This window comes from Mycobacterium sp. (assembly GCF_025933915.1).
Taxonomy (GTDB): domain Bacteria; phylum Actinomycetota; class Actinomycetes; order Mycobacteriales; family Mycobacteriaceae; genus Mycobacterium.
Map to the genome: position 1 here is coordinate 21,670 of NZ_JAICZA010000022.1, position 22,787 is coordinate 44,456.

Consider the following 22,787-nt stretch of genomic DNA (forward strand, 5'->3'; position numbering starts at 1 on the left):
TCAGCGGCGACCGCAAGCCTGGCGGCGGGTCGCCGCCAGACGGCACCGCGGCGGGTCGCCGCCGGACCAGTAAGCGTGTCGGGTCAGTACAGGACCATGTCCGGCTGCATCTGCTGCGCCCAGGCCACAATTCCGCCCTCCAGATGCACCGCATCCGCGAAGCCGGCCTTCTTCAGCACCGCCAACACCTGCGCCGAGCGCACGCCCGTTTTGCAATACAGCACCGGCATGCGGTCCCGCGGCAGCTTTGCCAGACCCTCACCGGAGTTGATCGACGACTGCGGGATCAGCTGCGCCCCATCGATGTGCACGATATCGAACTCCACGGGCTCGCGGACGTCGATCAGGGCCAGCTCCTTGCCGGAATCCAGCAGCTCGCGCAACTCCCGCGGGCTGATGGCCGAGGCATCGCCGGCCGCGGGCTCCGACACCACGCCGCACAACTGCTCATAGTCGACGAGCTCGGTGATCGTCGGCCTCGACGCGTCGGAGGGATCCCGGCGAATCGCGATGGTGCGGTAGGTCATCTGCAGCGCGTCGTAGATCATCAACCGGCCCAACAGCGATTCGCCGATGCCGGTGATGAGTTTGATCGCCTCGGTGCTCATCACCGAAGCGACGGAGGCGCAGACGATGCCCAGCACGCCGCCTTCGGCGCACGACGGAACGGTGCCGGGCGGCGGCGGCTCCGGGTAGAGATCGCGGTAATTGAGGCCGCGCCCGTCCGGTGCGTCCTCCCAGCACACCGAGATCTGCCCCTCGAATTGATAGATGGACCCCCACACGTACGGCCTTTTCGCCAGGACCGCCGCGTCGTTGATCAGATACCGGGTGGCGAAGTTGTCGGTGCCGTCCACGATCAGGTCGTAGGAGCCGAACAATTCGACGGCGTTGGTCGAGTCCAGGCGCAACTCGTGCAGGCGCACGTCGACCAGTGGGTTGATCGCGGCCATCGACTCACGCGCCGAAACGGCCTTGGGCCGCCCGACGTCGGCCACGCCGTGAATGATCTGGCGGTGCAGGTTGGACTCCTCCACCACGTCGAATTCGACGATGCCGATCGTGCCCACGCCCGCCGCGGCCAGGTAGAGCAGGGTCGGCGCCCCCAGCCCGCCGGCACCGATCACCAGCACCCGGGCGTTCTTGAGCCGCTTCTGCCCCTCGACCCCCAGCCCGGGAATGATCAGGTGACGGCTGTAGCGGGCCACCTCGTCGGCGGTCAGGTGGTCTGCGGGTGCCACCAGGGGCGGCAACGACGACACGGAAAACATCTCCTCGGTTCGGCTTCTCAATCCATCACAGCAGCCCGCCGGGGCGACGGCAACGAAGGCCGATCCGATCGGGCGATCCGGGCTACGCGATCGGGTAGGGCCAGGGATTGAAGCGGCAGGTCTTTCCGTCGGCCCTGACGACGTCGGGATCGAATTGGGCGGCGTCGTTGTTCGACGTGGAGAACGTCTGCTGCATCATCACCGGCGCCAACGCGCCCTGCTGTTCGCACGCCTCGTGGTGCAGGTATCCGATGGCGTGGCCGACCTCGTGGTTGATCACGTACTGCCGATACGAACCGATGTCACCTTCGAACGGCACGGCACCGCGCACCCAGCGCGCCTCGTTGATGAAGACCCGCGCCTCGCGGTGGGCGCCGAATACCGGGTTGTAGCACGACGTTTCCAGCCGGAATTCGTAGCCGCACCCTTCCCGCACCGTCACCGGCGACACCAGCGAGATCCGAAAGTCGGGTTTGCCGTTATCGATCCGGACGAATGCGAACTGCGGGTTGTGCGTCCAGCCCTTCGGATTGGCCAGCGTCTGGTCGACCATCTGAGCGAATGCTTCGTCGCCGCCGAACATCGTCGGATCGATGCCGTTCTCCACCTCGACGGTGTACCGGAACACCTTGGCGGTGCCCTGACCGATCTGCGGCGTCATGCCCGGCACCACGTGCCACGTCTTGTCGCCCGCCTCGGTGAACGGGCCACCGTCCGGCAGCGTCCCGGCCGGCAGGTTGGCGTCGAACGCGGCGAGCCCGCGCGGTGGGGCGTCGATGATCGTGGTGCCCACCGCACCGATCGCGGGCGGGCTCTCGATGGGCTGACTCGCCGTCGGCTTCGATGCGCCGGCGCCGGTCACCGTCTGATACATGACCACGACGGTAAGCACCGCCAGGACGGGCAGCGCGTACGCCCGCCAGCCGTAGGTGGAGACGAACCGCCCCAGCCAGGTTTGTTTGCGCCACCGTCGCTGCCGCTCACGGTCGGCCCGGACGCGCCCGGCTTCCGGGGCGGCCAGGGGGTCGCGCAGCGCCCGCAGCGGTTCGTGCCACTCGTCGCGCAGCACCGGCACGCGACCGGCGCCGCGCGGGGGCTGCTGCGACGTCATTTTCCCAGGATTACACAGCGGGCCACCCGCGCCACCCGTGGCGCGCCCGAAGCCCCCGCCCGACACCGCTTCTGCCAGCGGCGACGACGGCGATGACCGGAGGACCAACCCGTTGAGTAGTAAGGTCTTTCCAACGAGCTGCGAGCGGCTGGCCCCGGTGAACCGACGGTCGGCCGTTGACGATCAGATGAGGACTCGATGAGCGAACTCGCCAAGATGCCGGCACGGCGTGCCGGCAGATCGGCTGACCGCGGCCGGCCGGCGGACGGCGCCACGGCTTCCAACCGGCGGGGCAACCGGTTACCCCGCGATGAGCGCCGCGGCCAGTTGCTCATCGTCGCCAGCGACGTCTTCGTCGACCGCGGCTACCACGCGGCCGGCATGGACGAGATCGCCGATCGGGCTGGGGTCAGTAAACCCGTTCTATACCAACACTTTACGAGCAAGCTCGAGCTCTATCTCGCGGTGCTGGCGCGGCACGTGGAAAACCTGGTCTCAGGCGTTCAGCACGCGCTGAGCGCCACCAAGGACAACCGCCGCCGGTTGCACGCCGCGGTGCAGGCATTTTTCGATTTCATCGAGCACGACAGCCAGGGTTACCGGCTGATCTTCGAGAACGACTACGTCACCGAACCCGAGGTGGCCGCCCAGGTGCGCGTCGCCACCGAATCGTGCATCGACGCGGTATTCGCGTTGATCAGCGAGGATTCCGGGCTGGATCCGCATCGTGCGCGGATGATCGCCGTCGGGCTGGTCGGCATGAGCGTCGACTGCGCCAGGTACTGGCTCGACTCCGACCGCCCGATCTCCAAGGCGGACGCCGTCGATGGCACCGTCCAGTTCGCCTGGGGCGGACTGTCACACGTGCCGCTGACCCGCTCTTAGCGTCCCTTACCGGCGTGTTTCCCGGCATCAGCGCCGATGCCGAAGCCGACCCGGCGCGCGTCGGCGACGCCGATCTCGACGTAGGCGATCTTGGTGGTGTGGATCAGGAAGCGACGGCCCCGCTCGTCGCTCAATCGCAGCAGCCCCGACCCTTCGCTGAGCGCGGCGCTGACCAGTTCTTCGACCTCGGCGGGCGTCTGGTCGCTGGCGAGGACCAGCTCGCGCGGACTATCCGTGATCCCGATCTTGACCTCCACGGTCACCCCTTCCGTAGGTAACGAAGTCTTCCGCGGGCATAAGTCCCAGCCCTGTCAGCAGCAGGCTAGTGGACGCGGCTGACCCCCACCTCGTCGCGTCCCACACTTCGCGGTCAGCGAAACTTTCGGTCGCGCGCCGATAACGATTCGCTTGCAGGTTGTCTCACACACCCGCGCGATACCCGATCCGTGCTTTCTCATGGCTAACTTCGGCCCCATGGGTACCACACTGCCGCACCTCGACGACAGGATCCGGAACTACCCGGACGACGACGGTGACGACGCCTGCGACACCGACCCCTACCTGCACGCCGACTACAACTGGACGGGCTGGCCGGCCGATTCGCGCTGGCGACCCGTCACGGCGATTCTCGGCGCGGTGGTGGCCATCGGTGCGATCGCCACCGCCGTCATCATCAACAGCGGTGACAGCGCATCAACCAAGGCGACGCTGGGAGCGCCGGCTCCCCACCCGGTGACCTCGGCGCCCGCGACGACGAAGGCATCAGCCCCGACCAGCCCCACTAGCCTGGCCCAGTTGCCGCCCGAGACCGTCACGACGGTCACCACGCCGAGCGCCGCGCCCAGCACCCCGGCGGCCCAAACACCCACGGCCGCACCGCCTCTCGCTCCCGCGCCGCCGATGGCCGCGCTGAACCCACGCACCGTCGTCTATAGCGTGGGCGGGACGAAGCAGCTGCTGGACCTGGTGAACGTGGTCTACACCGACGCGCGGGGCGTCCCCCAGAGCGAGTTCAACGTGTCGCTGCCGTGGTCCAAGGTGGTGGTCCTCAATCCCGGTGTGCAGACCGAATCTGTGATCGCGACCAGCTTCTACGGCCAGCTCACCTGCTCGGTCTTCAACGCCGCCGGTCAGCGCATCATGGCGTCGGCCAGCCCCTCGAACATGGCGACCTGCTCACGCTGAGCCCGATGGCCGTGACCCGCCGCGCCCGGCTACGCCGCGCTTGCGATCACGGCGAACCTCAGCTCAGGCCCAATTCGTGCATGCGCCGGTCGTGCGTCTGCTGCAACCGGTCGAAGAACGCGCTGAGCTGGCCCAGTCCGCCGGCGCCCGACATCACCAGGTCGACGAGCTCGTCGTGGTCGGCCAGCAAGTACTGGGCCTGAGTGATCGCCTCGCCGAACAGGCGACGTGACCACAGCGCCAGCCGGCTGCGCTGTTTGCCGCTGGACGTGACGGCGGCGCGCACCTCGGCGACGACGAACTGCGAGTGGGCGGTCTCCGCCAGCGCCGACCGCACCACATCGGCCACCTCGTCGGGCAGCCCGTCGGCGATCTCCAGGTACAAATCGGCGGCCAGGGCGTCACCGACATAGGTCTTCACCAAGGCTTCCAGCCACGTACTGGGCATCGTGAGCCGGTGGTAGTTCTCCAACGCCGACACGTATTTCGACATCGCCGACACCACGTCGACGCCGCGGCTTTCCAGCGCGTCGCGCAGCTGCTCGTAGTGCTGCATCTCGGCGGCGGCCATGCTCGCCATCGATATGCGTCCGCGCAGGTCGGGGGCCATCCGCGCCTCGTCGGTGAGCCGGTAGAACGCGGCGATCTCGCCGTAGGCCAAGACTGCGAACAACTCGTTGACGCCCGGGTGATCGGCCGACAGTCGGGGGGCAGCCGGATCGTCCACTTGGTCGGTATACGAGGGCCGGGTCATGGCAACACTGTAGTCGGCTGACGTGGCGCAAAATGGGTGCCAGCGCTCGACCAGCTATCATGTAGCTAGATAGCGGCTGTATTTGTGCCAACGTTCTTCCCCTTGCCGCTATCGGCGAAATGTGCGTGCACAGCTGGCCCGCCCGGCCTGGGACCACCCAGACTGAGCCGTAGCCCGCGACTCGGCGACGTATTCGGAGTCGGAACTCGTGCGCGCGTGACCGCGACAGAGAAACACCGACACAATCCGATACGTCCCGAGAGGCTACCTACCCACGCATGACCACACTGACAAGCACAACTGAACCGACCCCCCCACCAACATTTGCTCAACTCGGCGTCCGCGACGAAATCGTCCGCGCACTCGCCGAAAAAGGGATCGAAAGCCCGTTTGCCATCCAGGAACTGACCCTGCCGATGGCGCTCGCCGGCGACGACCTCATCGGCCAGGCCCGCACCGGCATGGGCAAGACCCTCGCCTTCGGAGTGCCGCTGCTGCAGCGCATCACGGCGGGCACCGCGGCGCGGCCCCTCAACGGCACACCGCGAGCCCTGATCGTGGTGCCCACCCGCGAGCTGTGCCTGCAGGTCACCGACGACCTGGCGCAGGCGGCCAAGCACCTGACCGCCGACGAGGACCGACGGCTCTCGGTGGTCCCCATCTATGGCGGCCGCCCCTACGAGACCCAGATCGAGGCGCTGCGCGCCGGCGCCGACGTCGTGGTGGGCACCCCGGGCCGGCTGCTCGACCTGAGCCAGCAGGGCCACCTGCAGCTCGGTGGTCTGTCGGTGCTGGTGCTCGACGAGGCCGACGAGATGCTCGATCTGGGCTTTTTGCCTGACATCGAGCGCATCCTGCGCCAAATCCCCGTCGACCGGCAGTCGATGCTGTTCTCGGCGACCATGCCGGACCCGATCATCACTCTGGCCCGCACGTTCATGAACCAGCCCACCCACATCCGCGCCGAGGCGCCGCACTCGGCGGCCACCCACGACACGACGGTCCAGTACTCCTACCGCGCCCACGCGCTGGACAAGGTTGAGCTGGTGAGCCGGATCCTGCAGGCCGATGGCCGCGGCGCCACGATGGTCTTCACTCGCACCAAGCGCACCGCACAGAAGGTCGCCGACGAGTTGGCCGAACGTGGTTTCGCGGTGGGCGCCGTGCACGGCGACCTCGGACAGGTGGCACGCGAGAAGGCGCTCAAGGCTTTTCGCACCGGCGAGATCGACGTGCTGGTCGCCACCGATGTGGCCGCGCGCGGCATCGACATCGACGACGTCACCCACGTCATCAACTACCAGATCCCCGAGGACGAGCAGGCGTACGTGCACCGCATCGGCCGCACCGGCCGCGCCGGCAAGACCGGGGTCGCGGTCACCCTGGTGGACTGGGACGAGCTGCCCCGCTGGGCGATGATCGACAAGGCGCTGGGGCTGGACTGCCCCGAGCCCGTCGAGACCTACTCCAATTCGCCGCACCTGCACGACGAGCTGGGCATCCCCGCCGAGGCCGGGGGCACGGTGGGTGCGGCCCGCAAACCGCAGGGCCAGCGCCGCAGCGGCGAGCGCGCAACCCAGAAGCCGGGCCAGAAATCGGAGAAGACCGAGCGCCGGTCCGGGACGCGACGACGCACCCGCGGCGGCCAGCCCGTCAGCGGTCACCCGTCAGGCAACGGCGCCGCGAGCTCCAACGGTGAGGCCGCCACGGAAACACCCGCCGGCTCTGCCCCGGGAAACGCCGGCTCCAGCCGTCGCCGCCGTAGGCGTCGCAAGCCGGCGGAAGCCGGCGCCGCCCCCACCGCGCAGAGCAACTAACGCCCCGCGCCCACGCATGGTCAGACCTGAGCGCCGGACCAAGCGCGACATCATGGCCGCCGCGGCCATCGCGGTCGTCGTCGCCGCCGCGACGGCCCTGATCTGGTGGACCAGCGACGCCCGGGCAACCATCAGCCGGCCTGCCGCAGCTCCGGCACCCAACCCGAGCCCGGCCCGGCAGGTGCCGGCCGGCCTGAAGCAGCTATGGACCGCGGCCAGCCCGGCCACCACCGAGCCGGTAGTGGTGGGCGGGGTGGTCGTCACCGGTGCGGACCGCCGGATCGACGGGCGCGATCCCGGCACCGGCCAGTCCCGCTGGAGCTATGCCCGCGACACCGACCTCTGCGGCGTCTCCTGGCTCTACCGCTATGCCGTCGGGGTCTATCGGGACGACCGCGGCTGCGGTCAGGTGAGCACGCTGGACGGCTCCACCGGTCGCCGCGGGCCGGCCCGCAGCGGCTACGCCGACCCGCGGGTGCGGCTTTCCTCCGATGGCATGACGGTGTTGTCGGTCGGTGACACCCGCCTGGAGCTGTGGCGCTCCGACATGGTCCGGATGCTGACCTACGGCGAGACCGACGCTCGGGTGAAACCATCGGCGCGCGGGCTGCACTCGGGCTGCAAGCTGAGCTCGGCCGCGGCCAGCTCCTCGGCGGTCTCGGTGCTGGAGAGCTGCGCGAACCAGGCCGACCTGCGGCTGGTGCTGCTCCGGCCGGGCAAGGACGACGACGAACCCCAGCAACACATCGTGGCCGAACCGGGGGTCGCGCCGGATTCGGGCGCCCGGGTGCTCGCCGTCCGGGACAACACCACCGCCGTGTACCTACCGGCGCCGACGCCTCGGGTTGACGTGATCGACGAAACGGGCGCCACCGTGGCGAGCACCCTGCTGCCGAAGCCGCCGTCACGCTCGGCGGCGGTCTCGCATGCGGGCAGCCTGATGACCTGGTGGACCGGCGATTCGCTGATGGTGTTCGACGTGAACACGCTGGCGCTGCGCTACACCATCGCCGCGGGCGACAAGACCGCGCCGCTGGGGCCGGGCGTGATGATGGCGGGCCGGCTGCTGGTGCCGGTCACCGGTGCGATCGGCGTCTACGACCCGGTCAGCGGCGCCGGTGAGCGCTACATTCCGGTGGACCGGACGGCGAGCCGCCCGGCGCCCGGGACGGCGGTGATCCCGGCCGTGTCGGGGTCGCGGGTATTCGAGCAGCGCGGCGACAGCGTGGTCGCGTTGGGCTGAGCGCGCAGGGAGCGCCGAGCTAGACCTCGACGGCGAACGTCGGCAGCGGCTTTCCGCTCTTCCAGTGCTTGAGCAACGCCGCCGCCAGCTCGCCGTAGGCCGACGCGCCCTTGTTCTTGCGGCCCGCCATCACCGACGAACCCGAGGCGCTGGCCTCGGCGAAACGCACCGTACGCGGAATCGGCGGGGCCAGCACCGGCAGGCTGTAGCGGTCGGCGACGTCGAGCAACACGTCGCGGGTGTGGGTGGTGCGGGAGTCGTACAGCGTCGGCAGGGCGCCGAGCAGGCGCAGCTCCGGGTTGGTGATCTGCTGGACATCGGCGACCGTGCGCAGGAACTGGCCGACACCGCGATGCGCGAGTGTCTCGCACTGCAGGGGCACGATGACCTCGTCGGCGGCCGTCAGCCCGTTGAGAGTCAGCACACCCAGCGACGGCGGGCAGTCGATGATCACCACGTCGAAGCGATCGGCGAGTTTGGCCAGCGCGCGCTTGAGCGCGTATTCGCGGCCGGCCCGCATCAGCAGCATCGCCTCGGCGCCCGCCAGGTCAATGTTGGCCGGCAGCAGCGTCATTCCCTCCGCCGTCTCGACCAGCGCGGCGTTCGGCTCAACCTCTCCGAGCAACACCTCGTGCACGGACGCCGGGAGTTTGTCGGGGTCTTGGCCCAGCGAGAAGGTCAGGCAGCCCTGCGGGTCGAGGTCGACCAGCAGCACCCGCTTGTTCTCCTCCACCATCGCCGCACCCAGCGAGGCAACCGTGGTCGTCTTGGCGACGCCACCCTTCTGGTTGGCCACCGCCAATACCCGGGTCCTACTCACCAGCGCCCGCCCCTCCGCATCGCCGCGCGTTCACAGTGCCATCCTGGCATGTTCGTCCGCCATGCGCTTGGGCCCAGCGGCCACAGCATGTCGTCCGGCAGAATCACTCGGTATGGGCTTACACAACCACCGTTTGGTGCTGCTGCGCCACGGCGAGACCGAATGGTCGAAGTCGGGCCAGCACACGAGCCGGACCGACCTCGAGCTCACCGACACCGGCCGCGTCCAGGCCGAGCTCGCCGGTCGCGTTCTGCGCGAACTGAACCTCGCTGAGCCGTTGGTGATCAGCAGCCCACGCATCCGCGCCCTGACCACAGCCAAGTTGGCCGGGCTCGCCGTCGACGAGGTCTCTCCCCTGCTCGCCGAATGGGATTACGGATCCTACGAAGGGTTGACGACCGCCCAGATCCACGAATCGGTTCCCGATTGGTTGGTCTGGACGCACGGCTGCCCTGGTGGCGAGAGCGTGGAGCAAGCCAGCGACCGCGCCGATCGTGCCGTCGCATACGCGTTAGACCAGATGAGCTCGCGCGACGTGGTGTTCGTCGGGCACAGCCACTTCTCCCGTTCGGTCATCACGCGCTGGGTGGAGCTACCGCTCGTCGAGGGCAGCCGCTTCTGGATGCTGGCCGGCTCCATCGCCGTGTGCGGTTTCGAGCATGGTGTGCGACAGCTCGCCGCGCTCGGATTGACCAGCCAGCCACAGGCGATAAAACCCGGGTGAGCGCCGAACCGCCGTTCGTGCTGTGCGGACCGACCCAAACCCTGGTCACCGACGGGGTGTTGCGGCGCTACGACGACGTGGACGCGGCGCAGGCGGCGTTGCGGTCGAAGGAAGCGCGGATTGTTGTGGGCGCGTTGCCTTTTGATGCCGGGGGGCCGGCCGCCTTGCTGACACCGCAAACCGTGAACGTCACCGATGGGCTGCCGGATTGGCCGATTGGCGCGCTGCCGTCGGTGCGGGTGGCTGCGGCCCTCCCGCCGCCGGGTGACTACCGCGACCGGATCCGCCGCGCCCTCGATCAGCTCGCCGCGGACAACCCGCTGCACAAGGTGGTGTTGTCCCGCGCCCTGCAGCTGGTGGCCGACGGCCCGATAGACGCGCGCACCGTCCTGCGTCGGCTCGTCGCGGCGGATCCCGCGGCCTACGGCTATCTCGTCGACCTGACCGCCGCCGGCGACGACTACGCGGGTGTGGCGCTGGTGGGCGCCAGCCCCGAACTTCTGGTTGCGCGCAGCGGCGACCGTGTCGAGTGCCGGCCGTATGCCGGGTCGGCCCCCCGTGCCGCCGACCCGGAAGCCGACGCCGCCAACGGCGCCGCGCTGGCCTCCTCGGCCAAGAACCGTCACGAACATCAGCTGGTTATCGAGACCATCAGGACCGCCCTGGAACCGCTGTGCGAAAACCTGTCGATCGCCCCCGAGCCGCAACTGAACCGCACCGCGGCGGTCTGGCACCTGTGCACGCCGATCAGCGGCCGGCTGCGCGATACCTCAACGACCGCAATCGATTTGGCTTTGGTGTTACACCCGACCCCGGCCGTCGGAGGGGTTCCGACCAAGGCCGCGGTCGAGCTCATCGCCGAGCTGGAAGGCGACCGCGGGTTCTACGCGGGGGCGACGGGCTGGTGCGACGCCCGCGGCGACGGCCACTGGGTGGTGTCGCTGCGCTGCGCGCAGCTGTCGGCGGACCGGCGCAGCGCGCTGGCGCGGGCCGGCGGCGGTATCGTCGCCGAATCCGATCCCGACGAGGAAGTCGCCGAAACCACAACGAAATTCGCCACCATACTCAACGCCCTGGAAGTTGAACGATGACCACGGACATCCGTCGTGCCACGCCGCGCGACGTCGCTGCGATCACCGAAATGATCCACGCCTTAGCCGAATTCGAGCACGCCGCCGATCAGTGCACGGTCACCGAAACACAAATCTCCGCAGCGCTTTTCGGTGAGCGGCCGACGGTGTATGGGCACGTGGTGGAAGTGGACGACGAGGTCGCGGCGATGGCATTGTGGTTCGTCAACTTCTCCACCTGGGACGGCGTGGGGGGCATCTATCTGGAAGACCTGTTCGTGCGCCCGGGGTTTCGCCGGCGCGGGCTGGCCCGGGCGCTGCTGGCGGCGCTGGCGGGCGAATGCGTGCGACAGGGCTACACGCGGTTGTCCTGGGCGGTGCTGAACTGGAACGCCGACGCCATTACGCTCTACGACGGCGTCGGCGGGCAACCGCAGAACGAATGGACCACCTATCGGTTGTCGGGACCGCGGTTGGCGGGGCTGGCGGAGTCGTCCTGACCACCGGCGGCCCAGCGCACCGCGGCGGGGCTGAACAGCAACCCCAACACGATCACCGCGACGACGCCCGCCGGGATCCCGAAGCCGGGCTGGTGTGATCCCACCGCGAGGTACCACGTCACTGGCAACAGGAGCAGCTGGGTGATCACGGCCAGCCCGCGACCCCAACGCTTGCCGAGAAACAGCGCACGCCCCGCGGCGATCACCCCGAGGCCGACGAGAACGAACCAGCCCGCCGTGGCCAGACCGTTGGCCACGTGCTGGTCGGCCCCGGCGATCACGCGCACCACCAGGACCGTCGCCACCACCAGCGCGGCCACCCCCTGCGCCGCGACGATGACGCCGGCACGGCGGACGGCGGTCGGGGCGGCTGGCGGTGTCACAGCGCCAGCGTAGTCAGGACGGCCGCTGTTTCCCGGCACCGCATAAGCTCGTGCTTCATGCGGGCCGTGCTGATCGTCAACCCCACAGCCACCTCCACCACCCCGGCCGGTCGCGATCTGCTGGCCCACGCCCTCAAAAGCCGGCTGCAGCTCAGTGTCGAGCACACCGACCACCGCGGGCACGGCAGCGAACTCGCGCAGAAGGCCGTCGCCGACGGCGTCGATTTGGTGGTCGTGCATGGCGGCGACGGCACGGTGAGCGGGGTCGTCAACGGTCTGCTCGGCTGCCCCGGAACGCTTCCGAGCGGCCCGGTGCCGGCGGTCGCCGTGGTACCCGGCGGTTCCGCGAACGTGCTGGCGCGATCGCTGGGCATCTCGCCGGATCCGGTCGCGGCCACCAACCAGCTCATCCAGTTGCTCGACGACCACCAGCGGCACGGCACGTGGCGGCGGATCGGCCTGATCGACTGCGGCGAGCGGTGGGCCGTGTTCAACACCGGCATGGGCGTCGACGCCGAGGTGGTGGCCGCGGTGGAGGCCGAACGGAACAAGGGCGGCAAGGTCACCGCGTGGCGCTACATCCGCGCTGCGGTACCGGCCGTGTGGGCCTACACCCGCCGCGAACCGATGCTGACGCTCGAACTTCCCGGCCGCGAACCCATCACAGGGGTGAGCTTCGCGTTCGTGTCGAACTCCAGCCCGTGGACGTTCGCCAACCAGCGGCCGGTGTGGACCAACCCCGGCTGCAGCTTCGAGTCGGGGCTGGGGGTGTTCGCGCCTACCAATATGAAGTTGGTCCCCACGCTGCGGATCGTCCGGCAGATGTTCGCAAAACGGCCCACGTTCGACTTCAAGAACCTCGTCACCGAGGACGACCTGCCGTGCGTGCGAGTTACCTCGGCCGGGGGTGCCGTCGCGTGCCAGTTCGACGGGGATTACCTCGGCGTGCGCGAAACCATGACGTTCAAGGCGGTCCCGGACGCGCTGGCGGTGGCCGCCCCTCCTCAGCAAAAACGCCACTGACCTGCGGTAGCACGTCCCCTGTGGCGGGGGCGACAAATATCGACACCGGAAGTGGTCCGTGAGTGTAGTACAACGGAGTGAGGGCTTGACGACGAGATGATCAAAGTGAGATAGCCCACGAGCGAACTCACACTATTGACATCTGTTGAGCCTGTGAAACGATCAAAAGGTTGCATGCAGAAATTACGTAGGGGTGCGGCCCCTTTTCTTCTGCACGCGTTTAACAGCCGAAGAAAATAGCCGTGCGCCTTGCTGCGCACTCACTAAGGAGTAAAGACGTATGGATTGGCGCCACAAGGCGGTCTGTCGTGACGAAGACCCGGAGCTGTTCTTCCCGGTGGGGAACAGCGGTCCGGCGCTCGCGCAGATCGCTGACGCGAAACTGGTCTGTAATCGGTGTTCGGTAACCACAGAGTGCCTCTCTTGGGCCCTGAACACGGGCCAGGATTCGGGCGTCTGGGGCGGCATGAGCGAAGACGAACGGCGTGCGCTGAAGCGCCGCAACGCCCGGACGAAAGCCCGCAGCGGGGTTTAACCCGGATAACGCAGAACGGTGCGGCCTCGACGATTGTCGGGGCCGCACTCTTGCGTGGAGGCGCGGCCCGGCTGGCGCACGGGCCGCACGGGTGCGTGGAGGCGTAGACACCTCGCCTACAACAGCATTCGGGTCCGTCGACCGATCGGGACGCGCAGCACCACATCGGTCCCGCGGGCGGTCGCCTGACGCATGCCCAGGGTGCCGTCCAGCTCCGCGGACACCAGGGTCCGCACGATCTGCAGGCCGAGGCTGTCGGAGGTCTCGAGGCTGAATCCTTCCGGCAGCCCGCGGCCGTCGTCGTGCACCACGACGTCGAGCCAGCGCGCGGAACGCTCGGCGCGTATCGTCACCGAACCCTCCTCGACCGCTGGGTCAAAGGCGTGCTCGATCGCGTTTTGCACCAGTTCGGTGATCACCATGATCAGGGCCGTGGCCCGGTCAGAGTCCAGCACGCCCAGATCTCCGACCCGGTTGATGCGGATCGGGCGGTCCACCGAGGCCACGTCGTTCATGATCGGCAGGATCCGGTCGATGACCTCGTCGAGATTGACCTGCTCGTCCACCGACATCGACAGCGCGTCGTGGACCAACGCGATCGACGACACCCGGCGCACCGACTCGATGAGGGCCTCCCGTCCCTCCGCGTTGGCCGTGCGGCGGGCCTGCAGGCGCAACAGAGCCGCGACGGTCTGCAGGTTGTTCTTCACCCGGTGGTGGATTTCGCGGATGGTGGCGTCCTTGGATATCAGCGCCCGGTCGCGGCGCTTCACCTCCGTCACGTCGCGGATCAGCACCGCCGCGCCGGCGCTGGCGCCGTCGACCACCAACGGCAACGTGCGCAGCAACACGGTGGCTCCCCCGGCGTCGACCTCCATGCGCATGCTGCGCCCGCCGGCCACCAGATCCCGCACATGCTCGGCGACTTCCTGCGCCTCGAACGGATCCGAGATCAGCGGCCGCGTGACCTCGATGAGATTGTGACCCTCCAGATCGGCGGTCAAACCCATGCGGTGGTAGGCCGAGAGCGCGTTGGGGCTGGCGTAGGCGACGACACCTTTGACGTCGAGGCGGATGAAGCCGTCGCCGACGCGGGGGGTGGAACGGGACATCACCACGTCCCCCGCGTCGGGAAAACTGCCGTCCGCGAGCATGTGGACAAGGTCGCCGGCGCACTGTCGGTAGGCGATCTCCAGCTGACCGGACGCGCGGTCGGCGGCCACCGCGGTCTGATGATGCGTGAGCACGGCCACCACCTGGCCGCCGTACCGCACCGGGGACGCCTCGACGTGGGTGCCGGGCAACCACGGATTTTGTTGGCCCGCAACGTTATTCCGCTTGGCGATGCCCGATGCGAAGGTCTCGGCGACGAGCGCCAACGCCTCGGAGGAAACGGCACTGCCCACCGCGTCGGTCTGTAGCACCGTGGGCGCCGTATTCGGGCGGCATTGCGCCACGCACACCAGCACGCCGTCGTCGCGACGCACCCACATCAGATAGTCGGCGAACGAAAGATCGGCCAGCAGCTGCCACTCCCCGACCACCGCATGCAGATGGTCAACCGCGTTGCCCGGCAGCATGGTGTGTTCGGCGAGCAGATCACCGAGAGTTGACATCGCTCACTCCCCGGGCGTTCCCGGCGGTTGGTCGAAGGGGCCTGACGGGCTAGGTGATCACCGCGATGAGGTCGCCGGCCTGAATGACGTCGCCCACCGACACGCTCACCTTGCTGACGGTGCCGCCGACCTCCGCAAGGACGGGGATCTCCATCTTCATCGACTCCAACAGCACCACGATGTCGCCTTTGCCGATCTGGTCACCCTCGTTCACAACGACTTCGAGCACGCTGGCCACGATCTCGGCGCGCACATCCTCGGCCATCTTCACCCCACTCGTTTCGGCCTCTGCGCAGGCTGGCTGCTGATTCATCGCTGGTTGCTGATTCATCGCTGGTTGTTGGTCAATCAACGTTCTATCAGGCTCGCCTACATCGAACCACAGGGCCCGCCGCGCACGGCCCCCGACGGGCCCCGCGCGGGCTGCACCAGGGTGAAGACACGGCGGAACCCGTCTCATGAGAGACTGGACGGCAAGCCAACCGGCGCTGGGCGCCTGGTTTGACAAGCAATCAACGGAGGTTTCACCCATGGCCAAACGAGGCCGCAAGAAGCGCGACCGCAAGCACAGCAAGGCCAACCACGGCAAGCGGCCCAACGCCTGAGGGACGCTACTGAATACCCCGGATGATGGTGGTGCGCCGGATCTCAAGGCGTAGCCGCTCGCGCAGGCCCTCCGGGGCCATCTCACCCTTGCACTTGGTGGCGATCAATGCCTTGATCCGCTCTTCGAGCCCGTAATGCTTGAAGCAACCGGGGCACGCCTCGAGATGCTGGCGCAGTTGCTCGCGGGTGTCCGGGCCGCATTCACCGTCGAGCAGCAGCCAGACCTGGCGGATGACCTCAGCGCAGCCGACGCTGCCGTGGGACTCGTCGTTGGGGCAGGCATCCGGAGAAGCACCGCCCTGGCCGGGGAACTCGCTCATGACGACACCTCCTCGTGCGTCTGCCGACCGCGGTTGAAGCCGCGCTCCTTGGCAACGTCGGCCAACAGGCCACGCAGCTGCCGTCGACCGCGGTGCAGCCGTGACATTACCGTTCCGATCGGCGTATCCATGATCTCGGCGATTTCCTTGTACGGAAATCCCTCGACGTCGGCGTAATAGACCGCCATTCGGAAGTCTTCCGGCAAAGCTTGCAGCGCTTCTTTGATCTCGGAGTCCGGCAGCGACTCCAGCGCCTCGACCTCGGCCGAACGCAACCCGGTGGAGGAATGCTCGGCGTTAGCGGCCAACTGCCAGTCGGTGATTTCCTCGGTCGGGTATTCCGCCGGCTGGCGCTGCTTCTTGCGGTAGCTGTTGATGTAGGTGTTGGTCAAGATCCGGTACAGCCACGCCTTGAGATTGGTGCCGGCCCTAAACGAGCGAAAGCCCGCGTAGGCCTTCACCATCGTCTCTTGCAGCAAATCTTCGGCATCGGCGGGATTCCGCGTCATGCGCAGCGCACCGCCATAAAGCTGGTCCAGCAGCGGGATCGCGTCGCGCTCGAACCGCGCCGTCAATTCCGCGTCCGTCTCTTCGGGCGTCGCGGGTTCGGTGATCTCCGGTCCTGCCGCGCCATCTCGGCCATCTAGAGAGTCGGCCATTTCGATCAACCCGGTCCCTTCTGCTGCGGTGTCACCGGAAAGCGCCGAAAGCGCCACCGGACTCGCAAGGAAGCCAGCCAACCGCTCCTCGCCTAACAGGCTCGTCGCCGCTGACACCACGCTGCTCCTCCAATCTAAAGGCTCACCCCGACAGTGTCCGCCCGGGTGTGACCGACCGCATCGAAATACCAATTTGATCAACCGTGCGCGCGATCAGGCTATTTCCGGGGCGAAATCCGGGAGCCCTATCGCTCCCGCTCCCGATGCAGACCCCGATCGGCCCGATTCCGGCGTGGCGTTAGTGTGACGCCATGTCCCTGAATGGCAAGACCATGTTCATCTCTGGCGCCAGCCGTGGCATCGGCCTGGCGATCGCCAAGCGCGCCGCGCAGGACGGCGCCAACGTCGCCCTGATCGCCAAGACCGCCGAGCCGCACCCGAAGTTGCCGGGGACGGTGTTCACGGCGGCCAAGGAACTCGAGGAGGCGGGCGGGCAGGCCCTGCCGATCGTCGGGGACGTCCGCGACCCCGATTCGGTCGAGGCGGCCGTGGCCAAGACCGTCGAGCAGTTCGGCGGCATCGATATCTGCGTCAACAACGCGTCGGCCATCAACCTGGGTTCCATCACGGAGGTGCCGATGAAGCGGTTCGACCTGATGAACGGCATCCAGGTGCGGGGCACCTATGCGGTATCGCAGGCCTGCATCCCGCATCTGAAGGGCCGGGAGAATCCGCACATCCTGACGCTGTCGCCGCCGGTGCTGCTGGGCCGGGAGTGGCTGAAACCGACCGCGTACATGATGGCCAAGTTCGGCATGACGCTGTGCGCGCTGGGCATCGCCGAAGAAATGCGGGACGAGGGCATCGCGTCCAACACGCTGTGGCCGCGCACGCTGGTGGCGACGGCCGCGGTGCAGAACCTGCTCGGCGGTGAGGAGGCGATGGGCCGGGCCCGCAAGCCCGAGGTGTACTCGGACGCCGCCTACGTCGTGCTCAACAAGCCGTCCAAGGAGTACACCGGCAACATGCTGCTGTGTGAGGACGTGCTGGTGGAATCCGGCGTCAAAGACCTCTCGGCGTATGACTGCATCCCCGGTTCGAAGCTCGGCGTCGACTTCTGGGTGGACGGCGTCAACCCGCCGGGGTACACGGGGCCGTAACAGGCGCGTCTGACCTTGGCCGCCGCCGCTACCCCGGCCATTGCCGCGTTGGTGAAAGCCGGTGTGCCGCACGAGGTCTTGACCTTCGATCACGACCGGCAGCAGCAATCGTTCGGCGCGGAGGCGGTCAACGCGCTCACCACAGCCGCCGGCGTCGAATCCGGGCAGATCTACAAGACCCTCATCGTCGCGGTGCCGGACGGTCTGGCGGTTGCGATCGTGCCGGCGACCGCGCGCCTCTCGCTGAAGGCGGCCGCCGCGGCGCTGGGGGTCGCCAAGGCATCCATGGCCGAGGCTTCGGTCGCCGAGCGGACCACCGGTTACGTCGTCGGTGCGGTGTCGCCGTTCGGTCAGCGCAAGCGGTTGCGCACGGTCATCGATTCCAGCGCGCTGGGCTGGGAACGGGTGTTCTGCAGCGCCGGCCGCCGAGGCTGGGAGGTCGCGGTGGCACCCCAGGACCTGATCCGCCTCACCGGCGCGATAACCGCCGATATCAGCCGAAGGTGACGACGACCTTGTCCGCGGCGCCAGGAGTTCGGGCCAGCTCGAGCGCCTCGCCGACGCTGTCGAATCCGATGGTGTGGCTGACGATCAGCGCGTATTTCTCCCAGTTCGCCACGAGATCGCCCGTCACCTCGAAGATTTCGGCGGGGTAACCCATGCTTCCGACGAGGGTGATCTCGTTGCTCATCACGTTGATCAGGTCGACGGGCACCGGCTCCTTGTGGACGCCGACGATTGCGACGGTGGCGCCCTTTTGCGCCGCCGCCAGCGCGGTGTTGACCACGGCGGGCACGCCGGCCGCGTCGAGATAGATATCGGTGCCCGCCTTTCCGGGGAACATGCTCTCGCCCACGCCGTGCAGTTCGATCAGGCGCGCCGCGACGTCCTCCTCGGCAGAGTTGATGACGGCGTCGGCGCCGATCTGCAGCGCCCTTTCCAGCCGGCCGGGGAGCAGATCCACCACGACGACATGGCTCACACCAACGGATTTGAAGGCCAGCGTGGCGCCCAGGCCTATCGGCCCCGCGCCGAATACGACGACCTTGTCGGTCGGTTTGGGTCGGCAGCGATTGACACCGTGGCGCGCGACGGCCATCGGCTCGTTGAGCGCGGCGACTTCCCACGGAATGTGGTCGGGGATGACCTCGAGACTCGTTCCGCGAACGGCGTTCTCGATGAGCAGGAAGTCGGCGAGTGCGCCGCTGGCGCCGCCGTTGCCGATGATGCCGCTGGGCGCGGCCATCGGGTTGATGACGACGTGGTCGCCGACGGCCAGGCCGGTCACCTGCGCGCCGACCTCGACGACTTCCCCGGCGGGCTCGTGGCCGAGCGGGGTGTGTCCCTGCCGCGGGGGGAGGCCGCCGATGGTGATGTAGAACGCGTCCGAACCGCAGATACCGCAGGCGCGCATCCGCACGAGCACGTCCCTGGGGCCCGCCTTAGGACGGTCGGTGTCGAGTACCTCGGCCTTGCCCGGCCCGGTGACCATGGCTGTCTTCATCGCAGACTCCTCGCGCTCACGCCTCAAGCCGCCATGGCTTGCAGAAACCCGGGCCAGTCGGGAAACAGTGCCCGGTCAACGATCTCGATGCGAACCCCATTGGTGTCGATGTAGTACGCGAACATCGACAGTGTGTCGCCGCTGGGTCGCGCCTCTAGCCGGTAGCCGCTGTCTTCGAGTTGCGCTGCGGCAGCGGTGATGTCGTCGACCCAGTAGCCCAGGTGGTGGGCGCCGCCGCCGCGCGGCGCGGTCCAGATCGTGCCCGGCACTTCCTGAATCAGCTCCAGGTGCGGCGCGTTCACCGAATACACGAACCGAAACGGCACTTCGACATCGCCGTCGGCGGTCGTCACACTGAGCGTGGACTCGACCGGCTTCGTCCACCGGTAGCCCATCGCCGCCGTAAGCCGCTCCGCGGCACCGGCCATATCGTCGACCACCAGCCCGGTGTGATAGCAGTCCGCCGGATTCACGGGGTGCCCTCCAGTTCGATGTCGAAGGTGTCGAGATATTCGGCGAAGACCGGCTCGAGCGCCTCGACGGTCAGGCCGTATTCGTCCAGGCGATACGCGTTGAGCGCGAAGCGGTCCTGCGGATGCTCGGCAAGCCAATCGCGCATGCGCGCTTCGGTTTCGGCGGTCAGCGGTTCGCCGGCCCAATCGTAGATACGCCGCATCACGCCCATCGGGTCGCGCATCATCTCGTGGTAGTACATGTGGAAGAAGCGCTCGTCGCCGATGCGGTCGCGGGCCCGCAGCGGCCGCTCGACGTGGTAGCGCATCTGCCACATCGCGAGCCGGCCCATGTCGGTCTGATCCAGCAGGTCGGTGTTCATCACCAGGCTCTGCGGCAGCCGCCACAGGTTGCACAGCGAACCGGTCGCCTTGTACGGATCGCGGTGCGCCCAGATCAGCCGGGCGTCGGGGAACACGTTGAGCAGCGCCTCGATGTGCACCGAATGCGACGGCATCTTCAGGCTCCAGTTGCCCGGCGCGGTGGACTGCAGGACCTGCAGGTAGCGCTTCTGGTACTCGTAGGTGCTGCTCATGTCCGTCTCGTCGAACAGCCACCGCGCGTAGCGATCCGTCGGCAGGAACGAGTCCCAGGACAGGCCCTTGAAGTCCTGGTTGTGAATGAACATGTCCTCGGTCGGGCCGTCGGCGTCCTCCCAGTGCGGCAGCGGCATTTTCGCCTGCGTGACCAGCTCGAGAATCTTGCGCTGCTCCTCCAGCAGCGCCAGGCAGCGCGGGTCGGTGCGCAGCGTCTCGGTGGGAGCCGGCGGGATCGGATCCACACACTGCCAGTGCAGCAGGGAGCGCCGGGCCGGGTCCTGGTCGAGCAGGTAGCTGATCACGGTGGTACCGGTGCGGGGCATGCCGAGCACGATCAGGGGTCGCTCGACGGGCGTGTCGAGCACGTCCGGGTGCGCCTTGATGTAGTCGTGGACCTGCATGCGCCGCCCCAGCGCGTTGGTGGCGTCGTCGAGGACGCGTTCGCGGCCGAATGGGGTGAAGGCGGGCGAGCTGTTGAGCTCGTCGAGCATGATGGCGAGTCCGTCTCGCCAAGAGTCGGAATCGATTTCGGTCAGGCCGGTGCGCTGTGCGGCCAGTTTGAAGACGTCGTCGGTGGTCGAGACGTTGTCGAAGCCTTTGTGGTCGCTCATCGCGCTAGACCGTCAGGTATCCGCCGTCGACGGCGATGGTGCTGCCGGTGATGTACGAGGCGGCGTCGGTACACAGGAACAGTGTCGCGCCGGCGCAGTCCTGCGGGGTGCCGGGCCTGCCCAGCGGGGTGTGGAAGCCGATCTCGACGTCCATCACCGCGGGAATTCCCATGGCCGGGTGCGTCATTCGGGTGTCGATGAGCCCGGGCGCGATCGCGTTGACCCGGATCCCGTCGTCGGCCCAGCGGCGGGAGAGGTTCATCGTCAGGGCGATCAGGCCCATCTTGGACGAGGCGTAGCCCGGGACGAAGACCGCCGAGCGGAACGCGGACATCGACACGACGCTGACGACGCTCGCCCCGCCGGGGGCCTGGCTGGACTTGAGCCGCTCGTGGCAGCGCATGGTCAACCGCATCGGGCCGAGCATGTTCTGCGCCACCGACGCGACGTAGCCGTCCGGGTCGTATTCGTCGCCGGCGGGATAGGGGCCACCCGCGTTGTTGATCAGGATGTCCAGGTCGCCCAGCGAATCCGCCAGCGCGTCAACGGATCCGGAATCTTGAATCTGACATTGGCGGTAAGTGTATGCGCTCAAGTCCGTCTCGGGATAGTCCGCGGCGGACCCGCGGGTGCCGGTCACCGTGACGGCCGCGCCCGCACCGGCGAAACCCGCGGCGATCGCGTTGCCGATGCCGCTGGTGCCGCCGGTCACCAGCACGTGCGCGCCGGTGAAATCGAAGCTGACGGTGTTCATGCCTCGGTCCTCAATTCGTTGATGGATTTGGTGAGCCACGCCTTCTCCCAAAAGTTCTCGGCGTCGGCCAACAGCGCGTCATGGGCGTCGGCGGCGACCGCGCGGGCCGCCGCGTGCAACGGTTGGGCGGTCAGGACCAGGTCGGTGAGATGCAGCGCCTGTACCGGCCGCCCGGCGGCCGCATGCGCGCGCGCCGCATCCACGAGTGCATCGGCGCCGGCCGCGCTGACCACATCAGCCGCAACGGAATCGGGTGCGATCCCGTACAGTTCGGTGGTGGAGCGGTGGCGGAACCATCCGGTGTACATCTCCCAGATGGCACGCACATTCCATGAGGTCTTGCCGTAGCCCTCGCCGATGTCGAGATGCTCGGGCACCGTGACCTCGCGCATCGCGGTATGGATATCGGCGCCGGAATTCATCAGTTCGGCGGTGCGATCGTGCACGGCCTGCATCGCGTCACGCATGGCGGTGACTTCCTCCGCGATGCGATCGGCGCCCTCGATGGGAGCGAAGTGGCCGGTGATCAGCCGCCGCGGCCCGAAATCCAGCACGGTGTTCAACGACTCGATGTAGAGAATCGGATCGCGATACCGATCACCGCGGATGGTCATCAGATTCGGCACATGCCCGAACAACGGTCCGAACAGGTTGCCGCTGAACAGGGTTCGATCCTCCGGCAGCCACACCACCAGCGCGTCGGTGGTCTCACCACCTGGGGTCCATGCCAGCTCGAAGGCGCGCCCGCCGACGGTGATGCTGTGGCGCTGGTCGAACGTCGTGGTCGGCTCGGGAAACGAGAAGTCGATGGTCGCGGGGTCGATGGTCTTGAAGTGCTCGAGCACGGCGTCGGAGAACTTTTGGAAGGCGAACGACGTCTTCGGCACGCGATAGCCCATGAGCAGCGTGTTGTCGTCGCGCCAATACCGGTAGTTGCGGTGCATCACTACTTGGGTTTCGGGCGTTTCCGGGGCGCCCTGCTCGCGCAGCGAATTCACCCCGCCCCAATGGTCGGCGTGCCCTTGGGTGACGATGATGGCCCGCGTCGGGCCGGGCACGTCGGCAAAAGCCTTGCGGTGCAATGGTCCTTCGAAGACCAGCCCGCTGTTGACGATGACCCGTCCGTCGTCGGTGGCCACCGCGTAGGCGTTGGAGACGCCCGGTGACATCCAGACGCCGTCGCC

At 67.8% G+C, this 22,787-nt stretch carries 27 protein-coding genes; 12 read left to right on the plus strand and 15 right to left on the minus strand.

Annotated features, from left to right (window positions below):
- Positions 1-83: 83 nt before the first annotated feature.
- Complete coding sequence (gene moeZ, locus Q0W90_RS05615) at positions 84-1,271, minus strand: adenylyltransferase/sulfurtransferase MoeZ (protein ID WP_297598949.1); 1,188 nt, start codon at positions 1,269-1,271, stop codon at positions 84-86.
- 82 nt (positions 1,272-1,353) lie between these two features.
- Positions 1,354-2,382 (minus strand): DUF3152 domain-containing protein, encoded by a 1,029-nt coding sequence (locus Q0W90_RS05620; protein WP_297598936.1) that lies wholly within the window; start codon positions 2,380-2,382, stop codon positions 1,354-1,356.
- 198 nt (positions 2,383-2,580) lie between these two features.
- Between Q0W90_RS05620 and Q0W90_RS05625 the strand changes: the two genes are divergently transcribed.
- Positions 2,581-3,267, plus strand: coding sequence for a TetR/AcrR family transcriptional regulator (locus Q0W90_RS05625; protein ID WP_297598934.1), 687 nt, complete (start codon positions 2,581-2,583; stop codon positions 3,265-3,267).
- Here the strand turns inward: Q0W90_RS05625 and Q0W90_RS05630 are convergent.
- A complete protein-coding gene (locus Q0W90_RS05630; protein ID WP_297598932.1) occupies positions 3,264-3,524 on the minus strand; it encodes a DUF3107 domain-containing protein in 261 nt (86 codons plus the stop codon). The genes Q0W90_RS05625 and Q0W90_RS05630 overlap by 4 nt on opposite strands.
- Positions 3,525-3,741: 217 nt before the next feature.
- Here Q0W90_RS05630 and Q0W90_RS05635 point away from each other — a divergent pair, with 217 nt between their 5' ends.
- Positions 3,742-4,452: an MmpS family transport accessory protein gene (locus Q0W90_RS05635; protein WP_297598929.1), complete on the plus strand. Its 711-nt coding sequence runs from the start codon at positions 3,742-3,744 to the stop codon at positions 4,450-4,452.
- A gap of 58 nt (positions 4,453-4,510) precedes the next feature.
- Here Q0W90_RS05635 and Q0W90_RS05640 read toward each other — a convergent pair whose 3' ends face one another.
- Positions 4,511-5,206: a ferritin-like fold-containing protein gene (locus Q0W90_RS05640; RefSeq protein WP_297598927.1), complete on the minus strand. Its 696-nt coding sequence runs from the start codon at positions 5,204-5,206 to the stop codon at positions 4,511-4,513.
- Between the two features lie 278 nt (positions 5,207-5,484).
- Between Q0W90_RS05640 and Q0W90_RS05645 the strand changes: the two genes are divergently transcribed.
- Both Q0W90_RS05645 and Q0W90_RS05650 read left to right on the plus strand, forming a co-directional pair.
- Positions 5,485-7,023, plus strand: coding sequence for a DEAD/DEAH box helicase (locus Q0W90_RS05645; protein ID WP_297598925.1), 1,539 nt, complete (start codon positions 5,485-5,487; stop codon positions 7,021-7,023).
- A 16-nt stretch (positions 7,024-7,039) separates the two neighbouring features.
- A complete protein-coding gene (locus tag Q0W90_RS05650) occupies positions 7,040-8,266 on the plus strand; it encodes a hypothetical protein (RefSeq protein ID WP_297598923.1) in 1,227 nt (408 codons plus the stop codon).
- Positions 8,267-8,285: 19 nt separating this feature from the next.
- On the opposite strand, the gene Q0W90_RS05655 is transcribed toward Q0W90_RS05650, so the two are convergent.
- On the minus strand, positions 8,286-9,086 hold the full coding sequence (locus tag Q0W90_RS05655; protein WP_297598921.1) for an AAA family ATPase: 801 nt from the start codon (positions 9,084-9,086) through the stop codon (positions 8,286-8,288).
- A 112-nt stretch (positions 9,087-9,198) separates the two neighbouring features.
- On the opposite strand from Q0W90_RS05655, the gene Q0W90_RS05660 reads away from it, so the two are divergent.
- Genes Q0W90_RS05660 through Q0W90_RS05670 form a run of 3 tightly spaced genes read left to right on the plus strand, consistent with a single transcriptional unit; the run spans position 9,199 to position 11,380 of the window.
- Positions 9,199-9,810 carry an acid phosphatase gene (locus tag Q0W90_RS05660; protein ID WP_297598920.1) on the plus strand — a complete coding sequence of 204 codons (612 nt, stop codon included), beginning with the start codon at positions 9,199-9,201 and terminating at the stop codon, positions 9,808-9,810.
- On the plus strand, positions 9,807-10,901 hold the full coding sequence (locus tag Q0W90_RS05665) for an isochorismate synthase (protein ID WP_297773543.1): 1,095 nt from the start codon (positions 9,807-9,809) through the stop codon (positions 10,899-10,901). The genes Q0W90_RS05660 and Q0W90_RS05665 overlap by 4 nt, the downstream gene beginning before the upstream one ends.
- Positions 10,898-11,380: a GNAT family N-acetyltransferase gene (locus Q0W90_RS05670; RefSeq protein ID WP_297598917.1), complete on the plus strand. Its 483-nt coding sequence runs from the start codon at positions 10,898-10,900 to the stop codon at positions 11,378-11,380. Before Q0W90_RS05665 ends, Q0W90_RS05670 begins: the two co-directional genes overlap by 4 nt.
- Here the strand turns inward: Q0W90_RS05670 and Q0W90_RS05675 are convergent.
- Positions 11,332-11,763, minus strand: a complete 432-nt coding sequence (locus Q0W90_RS05675; protein WP_297598915.1) for a hypothetical protein — start codon at positions 11,761-11,763, stop codon at positions 11,332-11,334. The genes Q0W90_RS05670 and Q0W90_RS05675 overlap by 49 nt on opposite strands.
- Positions 11,764-11,820: 57 nt before the next feature.
- Here Q0W90_RS05675 and Q0W90_RS05680 point away from each other — a divergent pair, with 57 nt between their 5' ends.
- Both Q0W90_RS05680 and whiB1 read left to right on the plus strand, forming a co-directional pair.
- Positions 11,821-12,786, plus strand: a complete 966-nt coding sequence (locus Q0W90_RS05680) for a diacylglycerol kinase family protein (protein WP_297598913.1) — start codon at positions 11,821-11,823, stop codon at positions 12,784-12,786.
- Positions 12,787-13,066: 280 nt separating this feature from the next.
- A complete protein-coding gene (gene whiB1 / locus Q0W90_RS05685) occupies positions 13,067-13,321 on the plus strand; it encodes a transcriptional regulator WhiB1 (protein WP_066962223.1) in 255 nt (84 codons plus the stop codon).
- A gap of 116 nt (positions 13,322-13,437) precedes the next feature.
- On the opposite strand, the gene Q0W90_RS05690 is transcribed toward whiB1, so the two are convergent.
- On the minus strand, positions 13,438-14,937 hold the full coding sequence (locus Q0W90_RS05690; RefSeq protein WP_297600042.1) for a sensor histidine kinase: 1,500 nt from the start codon (positions 14,935-14,937) through the stop codon (positions 13,438-13,440).
- A gap of 49 nt (positions 14,938-14,986) precedes the next feature.
- Positions 14,987-15,202, minus strand: coding sequence for a biotin/lipoyl-binding carrier protein (locus Q0W90_RS05695; protein ID WP_297600075.1), 216 nt, complete (start codon positions 15,200-15,202; stop codon positions 14,987-14,989).
- A 193-nt stretch (positions 15,203-15,395) separates the two neighbouring features.
- Here Q0W90_RS05695 and Q0W90_RS05700 point away from each other — a divergent pair, with 193 nt between their 5' ends.
- The gene (locus Q0W90_RS05700; protein ID WP_297600091.1) at positions 15,396-15,542 is read left to right on the plus strand and encodes a hypothetical protein; all 147 of its coding nucleotides are present in this window, start codon (positions 15,396-15,398) and stop codon (positions 15,540-15,542) included.
- 6 nt (positions 15,543-15,548) lie between these two features.
- Here the strand turns inward: Q0W90_RS05700 and rsrA are convergent, their stop codons facing one another.
- Entirely contained in the window at positions 15,549-15,863 is a 315-nt protein-coding gene (rsrA, locus tag Q0W90_RS05705) for a mycothiol system anti-sigma-R factor (protein ID WP_297600045.1), read from the minus strand.
- Positions 15,860-16,522 carry a sigma-70 family RNA polymerase sigma factor gene (locus Q0W90_RS05710; protein ID WP_297600077.1) on the minus strand — a complete coding sequence of 221 codons (663 nt, stop codon included), beginning with the start codon at positions 16,520-16,522 and terminating at the stop codon, positions 15,860-15,862. The genes rsrA and Q0W90_RS05710 overlap by 4 nt, the downstream gene beginning before the upstream one ends.
- Positions 16,523-16,833: 311 nt before the next feature.
- On the opposite strand from Q0W90_RS05710, the gene Q0W90_RS05715 reads away from it, so the two are divergent.
- Positions 16,834-17,682, plus strand: a complete 849-nt coding sequence (locus Q0W90_RS05715; protein ID WP_297600048.1) for an NAD(P)-dependent oxidoreductase — start codon at positions 16,834-16,836, stop codon at positions 17,680-17,682.
- Between the two features lie 15 nt (positions 17,683-17,697).
- On the plus strand, positions 17,698-18,189 hold the full coding sequence (locus Q0W90_RS05720) for a YbaK/EbsC family protein (protein WP_297600051.1): 492 nt from the start codon (positions 17,698-17,700) through the stop codon (positions 18,187-18,189).
- Here Q0W90_RS05720 and Q0W90_RS05725 read toward each other — a convergent pair.
- The 5 genes from Q0W90_RS05725 to Q0W90_RS05745 all read right to left on the minus strand — a co-directional run.
- Positions 18,176-19,186 (minus strand): zinc-binding dehydrogenase, encoded by a 1,011-nt coding sequence (locus tag Q0W90_RS05725; RefSeq protein WP_297600054.1) that lies wholly within the window; start codon positions 19,184-19,186, stop codon positions 18,176-18,178. The two genes, Q0W90_RS05720 and Q0W90_RS05725, sit on opposite strands and share 14 nt — an antisense overlap.
- Positions 19,187-19,209: 23 nt before the next feature.
- Positions 19,210-19,659 carry a VOC family protein gene (locus Q0W90_RS05730; RefSeq protein ID WP_297697549.1) on the minus strand — a complete coding sequence of 150 codons (450 nt, stop codon included), beginning with the start codon at positions 19,657-19,659 and terminating at the stop codon, positions 19,210-19,212.
- Positions 19,656-20,849: a sulfotransferase gene (locus Q0W90_RS05735; RefSeq protein WP_297600060.1), complete on the minus strand. Its 1,194-nt coding sequence runs from the start codon at positions 20,847-20,849 to the stop codon at positions 19,656-19,658. Before Q0W90_RS05735 ends, Q0W90_RS05730 begins: the two co-directional genes overlap by 4 nt.
- A 4-nt stretch (positions 20,850-20,853) precedes the next feature.
- Positions 20,854-21,603 carry an SDR family oxidoreductase gene (locus Q0W90_RS05740; protein WP_297697551.1) on the minus strand — a complete coding sequence of 250 codons (750 nt, stop codon included), beginning with the start codon at positions 21,601-21,603 and terminating at the stop codon, positions 20,854-20,856.
- Positions 21,600-22,787, minus strand: a 1,188-nt coding sequence (locus Q0W90_RS05745) for an alkyl sulfatase dimerization domain-containing protein (RefSeq protein ID WP_297773549.1), incomplete at its 5' end; no start/stop codon positions are given. The genes Q0W90_RS05740 and Q0W90_RS05745, both read right to left, overlap by 4 nt.